Source organism: Frankia sp. CcWB2 (genome assembly GCF_977927585.1).
This window is the reverse complement of the sequence record NZ_CDWRCM010000062.1, coordinates 1-6,434: the sequence shown is the minus strand read 5'-3', so window position 1 is coordinate 6,434 and position 6,434 is coordinate 1. Positions and strand designations below refer to the sequence as shown.

At 69.1% G+C, this 6,434-nt stretch carries 5 protein-coding genes; 2 read left to right on the top strand and 3 right to left on the bottom strand.

Annotated features, from left to right (window positions below; all coding sequences use genetic code 11):
- The 3 genes from casB to ACY45C_RS08955 all read right to left on the bottom strand — a co-directional run.
- Nucleotides 1–705: type I-E CRISPR-associated protein Cse2/CasB (casB, locus tag ACY45C_RS08965; RefSeq protein ID WP_462187162.1), on the bottom strand; the 705-nt coding region annotated here is incomplete at its 3' end.
- Nucleotides 702–2,285, bottom strand: coding sequence for a type I-E CRISPR-associated protein Cse1/CasA (gene casA / locus ACY45C_RS08960; RefSeq protein ID WP_462187161.1), 1,584 nt, complete (start codon nucleotides 2,283–2,285; stop codon nucleotides 702–704). The genes casA and casB, both read right to left, overlap by 4 nt.
- 7 nt (nucleotides 2,286–2,292) lie before the next feature.
- Nucleotides 2,293–2,490: a hypothetical protein gene (locus ACY45C_RS08955; protein WP_462187160.1), complete on the bottom strand. Its 198-nt coding sequence runs from the start codon at nucleotides 2,488–2,490 to the stop codon at nucleotides 2,293–2,295.
- A gap of 556 nt (nucleotides 2,491–3,046) precedes the next feature.
- Here ACY45C_RS08955 and cas3 point away from each other — a divergent pair.
- Both cas3 and ACY45C_RS08945 read left to right on the top strand, forming a co-directional pair.
- Nucleotides 3,047–5,839 carry a CRISPR-associated helicase Cas3' gene (cas3, locus tag ACY45C_RS08950; RefSeq protein WP_462187159.1) on the top strand — a complete coding sequence of 931 codons (2,793 nt, stop codon included), beginning with the start codon at nucleotides 3,047–3,049 and terminating at the stop codon, nucleotides 5,837–5,839.
- 34 nt (nucleotides 5,840–5,873) lie between these two features.
- Nucleotides 5,874–6,254, top strand: a complete 381-nt coding sequence (locus ACY45C_RS08945) for a type I-E CRISPR-associated endoribonuclease Cas2 (RefSeq protein WP_462187158.1) — start codon at nucleotides 5,874–5,876, stop codon at nucleotides 6,252–6,254.
- Nucleotides 6,255–6,434: the final 180 nt, after the last annotated feature.

The following is a 6,434-nucleotide window of genomic DNA, read 5'->3' as shown; positions in this document are numbered from 1 at the left end:
CAGCCAGCCCTTGGCGACCTGGTCGCGGTAGCGGCCCCACCGGGCCAGGTCGACGATCAGCGGCACCCAGGCGACCGGGACGAGGTCGGAACGTAGCTGGCCGACCAGCCGGGGCAGGTGACGGTGCACCCCGGCGACGTCCTGGCGGCAGATCAGCTGCAGGCGGGGCGGAATCGTCTCGCCGTTCAGCTTCCCGGCCCGCACCGCCGCCGCAAGCGTGTAGCCGAGACTCGGCCGCCGACGCCCGGTGCCGGCCGGAACCGTCGTCGTATCGGCTGGGTCCGCCGCCCCAACGCGGTCCTCGGCCGCGGAGTCGGCCTCTGCTTCGGTTGTCGGGGTCCGCGTTGTCTCTTCTGACGAGGTCGGCGTGGCGGCCTCGGCAGCGGCGATCTCCGCGTCCCGCGCGGAGCGCGGCTGCGCCGCCATCAGCGCCGCCACCGTGTAGAAGGCCCGCTCGATCGCGACCACGTCGATGGCGGTGTCCGGGTAGAAGCCGTCCCGCGCGGGGTCGGGCAGCACCGGCAGGTACGGCGCGACCATGCCGTGTGCTCGTGCCACCACCGGATCCTGCGGCGAATGCCCCAGGCTACGGCGCAGGGCAGCCCGCCGGCCCGGAACCGCCAGCGCATCGGTCACGGCTTCGACGAGACGGGCCGCGCGCCATTCGAGGCCGGGAAGCTTCTCCCGGCTGACGAGGTTGCTCATGCGGCGTCCTCACTCCTCCCGCCGCGAGCAGCGGCGGTATCTGCGGCAACGGCGAACCCGCGGATCTGCCGGCGGTGCAGGGCGAGCGCCCGGGTCATCCGCCAGTGCGCGGGCGAGGTGATCTCCCCGGCGATCCCGTCGTAGATCCGCAGCGCCAGCTGCACGAACGGTCGAGACGGGTCGGTGAACTCGCCGTCCTGGATGGCCTGCCAGAACAGCCGTTCCGCGCCCGGCCAGTACCGCGCCTCAGCCGCGGCGACCCACGGCCCCGGGGGACCGTCGGCCCGAGGTGTGCTGCCCGTGCCGTCCGTCGGGTCGGACTGGCGCGCCCACGCCAATTTCAACGCCCGGACCAGGCTGCGCCTCACCTGCTCGGCGGCCGCCCGGGTGGCGCTGACGCCCACCGCCCGGCTGCCCGGCCGACCCTCGGCCCAGCCCAGCACCGACGGCGTCAGTGCGGTGAAGAACTGCTGGTCACGGGTCTGACCGTCCTGATCGAATCCATACGCCCGAACCCGGAGAACCTCGACCAGGTCCTCGGGCAGCAGATCGAAGACCGCCGGCTTCCAGCGCGGCGCCTCGCCAATGTCGTTCATCAGCAATGCATCAAGGTCGCGCCACAAAGCCCGTTCCAGTCTCGCCGGCCGAGCGTAGGGATCACCTTTCTGACTGGTCTGGTAGATCAGGTACGGATCCCGATCGGGGAGCTGTTTGTCCCGAAACGCCCACGTCAGCCGTGCATCCACGACGCACGTTCCATCCGCCGACGGGGTCAGCAGGAGCGCGTGCTGAAACCGGCCGGTGAGCCGACGCCCCAGCCCACGCAGCAGCGGCGGGCTCTTCGTCGGAGGCGGCAGCTCCGCCATCTCCCACGGCGCCGCGTCCAGCGCGCTCGCCGCCGCATACCCCTCCCCGTCCGCCGGCGCGGGGATCCCCGCCACCAGCGACTCGAACAGGTTCCGGCCGATCGGATGAAACGACAGGCTGCCCCGCAACGGTCCGGCCATCGTGTCCGCCTTCGCCACCGACCCGACGGTCCGCGTCGTACACCGCCCTGACGGGCCGAAGTACAACCGCGCAATCAGATGCCAGACGGCCTCGTGAGCCGGTACCGGCGCCACCACCGTCTCCGTGTGATGGTCGAAGAAGACCTGATTGCTCCCCGCCGGCCGGCCGAGGACCAGCTTGTTCACCCCCGACGTCGCCGCGCACTGGGTGGCCAGCCGCGGATCCTGCAACCACGGCCGCGCCGGATCGAATAGATCGAACCGGTCGGCGTACCGGGCGAAATAGCCCTCGACCTCGCCCTCATCGAACCGGCCCGCGTCCAGCACCTCGCACCGGCGATCGTCGAACTCCGCCACCTCGAGCGTCGGGTCGTCCAGCCCGCTTACCCGCGCCGCCAGCAGATACAGGATCCGCCACAGCCCCGCAGTCGCCGGCGGCACCGGAACCTCCACATCGGACAGATCATGTGCCTGAAGAAGAAGATCGCACAGCCCGACCAGCCGCCGATCGGCACCCCGGCGTACCGGTATCCACGGCTGTTCCCGCAGGTCATAGACCTGCGGGGTCACCATTGTTTGCTCACCCGCATCCCCCGAATCTCCGTCCACCTTGCGGGTAGACGGTCGCCTCGATCTCACCGTCGAGATCGCCGCACACTCTCCCATCCACCACCGACAGTTTTCCGGGTGTGGGGGTGTCCTCCGAGTTGGTCGACTTGACCGGTATGGCGGCCGGGTAAAGACATGGTCGATGAGTAATCATCGTGTCAGCATCCATACAATGATTGCGATCATTACTAGGAAGCCGAGGACTACTGCTAGGCCGGCGACCACCACTAGGGCGGGGGCGAGTGACTCCATCGTCTGCACTCCGTACTGATGCATACCGGACTGATGTCGGTGCAGATCGTAACAGAGATCCCGACTGGGTCCTGCACATCCCTCTATGGCCTTTGTGATGACTAGTTGTAGCGTACCTCTCTACAGCCTTTGAGACTCGTGCAGGCTGGTGCTGCCACCCCCACGGGCGTGGGGAGGAGGGTGCGACGGGGTCCGCGCAGCCCTTCATGGCCGGAGCACCCCCACGGGATGTGGGGAGGAACAAGCTGAGGCAAGCACCAGCCCGCACGATTGCCGGGGGTCATTCCCACGAACGCGGGGCACCTCATTCTGTCACATGGGTGGCGAGCAAGAATTGATGATCTTACGGGAGTGTGGCTGTCCTTGCGGGACTGGGATGCCGCTAAGCGCGCGGTTAGCGGAACTGTCGTTGCCGCTACGCTTGGTCGGGCCGACCGTACGACGGGCTCTTGGCAGCCAGCAACGGGGTAGCCGTGAGTACGAGCGAGCCGGAGGACGCGCCGCTGGTCGATCTGAGGCTGTGGGGCAAGAGGAAGGGGCTACCGGGTCCGTATCCGCTGGTATTCCATCTCCTCGATACCGGCGCGGCGGCCGAGGTTCTGTGGCGGGACTACCTGTCGGTGTCGATCAGGCGGACCATCGCGGTCGGGTTGGGCGTTCCGGTCGACCAGGCTGGCCGGTTGCTGGCGTTCTGGGCGGCGCTCCACGACCTCGGCAAGATCATGCCGGGATTCCAGATGCTCGCCGAGGACGCGTTCGCCACGCTCGATGGCTACTCGCCGGCTGGTGCCCGTGGCGACATCCGGCATGAGCGGATGACGCAGCTCTGGCTGAGCCATGTGCTCGGTGAGCTGGGGTATCCGGTCAGCAGCACCCGCAAGGACTCCGGCTTTCAGGTCGCGGAGCTCCTCGGGGGACATCATGGCTGTTTCACCGCCGCCGAACGCCGCGACTACGCCACGGTGCACGACCTGCCGTGCCTGGGCGCCGACACCTGGGAGACCCAGCGGCGGGCGGCCCTGCACGCTATCCGCGAGGTCTTCGATCCGCCGTCGCCCCCGGCATCGGTCCCCCCGCGCATCGCCGCGATCAGCACCGCCATCGTGATTCTGGCGGACTGGCTGGTCAGCCAGGAGACCTTCCTGCGCCCACGCGTCGAGGCCCACCTGTCCGACACGGGCCCGTTGGCTGCTGGCCTCGAGCGGCTTCGCGGGCATCGGCGCGAGACCACCGCCTTTGTCCCCGACCTGCTTGCTGACGCCGGTCTGGGCCGCGCCTCTCTGCGTCCGGGAAGCTTCGCCGAGGAGTTCCCGAAGATTGAGGAACCGAACGCCCTGCAGCGGTCCGTGGCAGACCGGCTGCCCGGGCTCCTGTCAGGTCCGGGCCTGCTGCTCGTGATGGCGCCGATGGGCGTCGGTAAGACCGAGACGGCGCTGCACGCCGCCCGGGTGATGGGCGAGGCGGCTGGCACGTGTGGGCTGTTCGTCACCCTGCCGACGATGGCGACCGCGGACCAGATGTACCGCCGAATCCGTGACTATGCTCGGCGGCGGCTCGCCGGGGACACGGCGATGACGCTGCTGCACTCCATGGCCTGGCTGAACACCGAGTACACCGGGCCGGGCGGGGGCCCGGTCGTCACCGGCGACGGCGATCATCGCGGCGATGCGGCGGTCACGGCCAGTGCTTGGCTGCGCGGCCGTAAGCGCGGGCTCCTCGCCGCGATGGCCGTCGGGACCATCGACCAGGCGCTGCTCGCCGTCCTGCCTGTGAAGCACAACATGCTCCGGATGCTCGGCCTCGCTGGCAAGGTACTGATCGTCGACGAGGTGCACGCCTACGACGCCTACATGCAGATGCTCCTCGCTCGGCTGCTGACCTGGCTCGGTGCGCTCGATGTCCCGGTCGTCCTGCTGTCGGCCACCCTGCCCGGCTCGGTCGCGCACCGACTCGTCCGCGCCTACCTGACCGGCGCCGGTCACCGTGCCACCGACCTGGCGCCGGTCGCCTACCCGGGATGGGTCTACGCCGACGCCATCACCGGTGCCCTCACCACCCAGCCCGTCGACATCCCCTCTCGTCCCCTCGCGGTCGAGACAATGGTCGTGCCGGTCCACCGCACGAAGGGTGCCGACCGCTCCACCGCCCTCCGCACGCTTCTCGAACCCCTCGTCTCTGACCGCGGCTGCGCGATGGTCATCTGCACCACCGTCGCCGAAGCGCAGGCCACCTACCGCTACCTGCAGGGCTGGTTCGCCGAACTGTCCGCCGTCCGGGCCAGCTCCGGTGACGGCCGTACGGTCCCCCAGCTGCAGCTGTTACACGCCCGCTTTCCCGCCTATCAGCGCGAGGAGATTACGAAGACGGTGATGGCCGCCTACGGCCGCGACAGCGCCGTCCGTCCGTATGCCGTCCTCGTCGCGACCCAGGTCGCCGAACAGTCCCTCGACCTCGATCTCGACCTGGTCATCAGCGATCTCGCGCCGATCGCGCAGCTGCTGCAACGCTCCGGTCGATGCCAACGCCACGCCGTCTTCGACGGCGACCGGCCCGCCTGGGCCACCACCGGGCCGCGGCTCGTCGTACTCGTTCCGCCGGCCGACGGGGCTGCGCTGGACCTGCCGGATCGCTGGACCGGTGTCTACGACCGGTCCCTCCTCGAACGCACCCACACCCTGCTCGCCAAGCGAGCCCCCGGCAGCATCTCTATTCCGGACCATGTTCAGGAGATGGTCGAGGAGGTCTACGACGAGACGTTCTCCGCCGACCTGAGCGAAGCCGAACTGGCGCGGCGCATGGAGGACAAGGTCCGCTACAGCCTCGCCGAGCAGGCGATGATCCCGACGCCGAAGAACGCCCTCCCCCTCGCACGGCTGACCAGCAGCGACCTCGTCGAGGACAAGGTCAGCACCCGTCTCGGCGTCGAATCCGTCCGCGTGGTCTGCTGCTTCGTCGACGCGGACGGCTACCGCTGGCTCGACCGCACCCGACGACACCCGCTACCCGAGAAAGGAAGCCGCCGGGACGGCTCGTTCACCACCAACGACGTCCGCGCCATCCTTGCCCACAGCATCCCCGTCGCCGACGGCGATTGGCGTCGACGGCATCCGGGAGCCGCAATTGTCCCGACCAGATGGGCCGAGCACGCCGTGCTCCGCGAGCTCGTTCCCCTGCCCCATCCCATCGACGACGCCGGATACGCCCAGCCAGCCGACCTCGGCGGCCGCAGCTTCTTCCTCGACGCAGAACTCGGCCTCACCTGGTGATGGCCGTCAGGGGCGGAGACCCACTCGGCAGCCCATGACCTCAAAGATTGTCATCTCGACCCCCGTCGTACCCGAGCATGTCGCAGGTGCCCTGATCCCTCGGCCCATCGAACCCAAAGCCGGCCTCTACGTCGGGGTCGTCCCCGCCCGCGCATGCGACGAACTCTCGAGCGTGATTGTCGGTAGCATCGCCGACGGCGCCGCGCCGTCTGCATCCACCCCGCCGACCCCTGAGCAAGATTTTACGATCAAGGCAGTCGGTGGACGCCGCCGCCATGTTATGGACTTCGGCAGCCTCCAACTCCTCGGCCTCCCATCACAACAGACGCAGGAGACCCTGCAAAAGACCAGGTCAGAAAGAGTCCTCCCCACGCCCGTGGGGGTGATCCGGATCGTCGCGAACGCCGACACCTGACCGGCCAGTCCTCCCCACGCCCGTGGGGGTGATCCGCACAGGCCACCCACCCTCAGCCGGCCCCGCGGCAACCGGGTGTGGATGCGGGCGGCGGTCCTCGCCCGGATCACCCACCACGCCGGTGCCATCGTGATCCGCCTCCCACCCGGCCCCGGTCAGTCGGAAAGGAGAGGCTAGTAC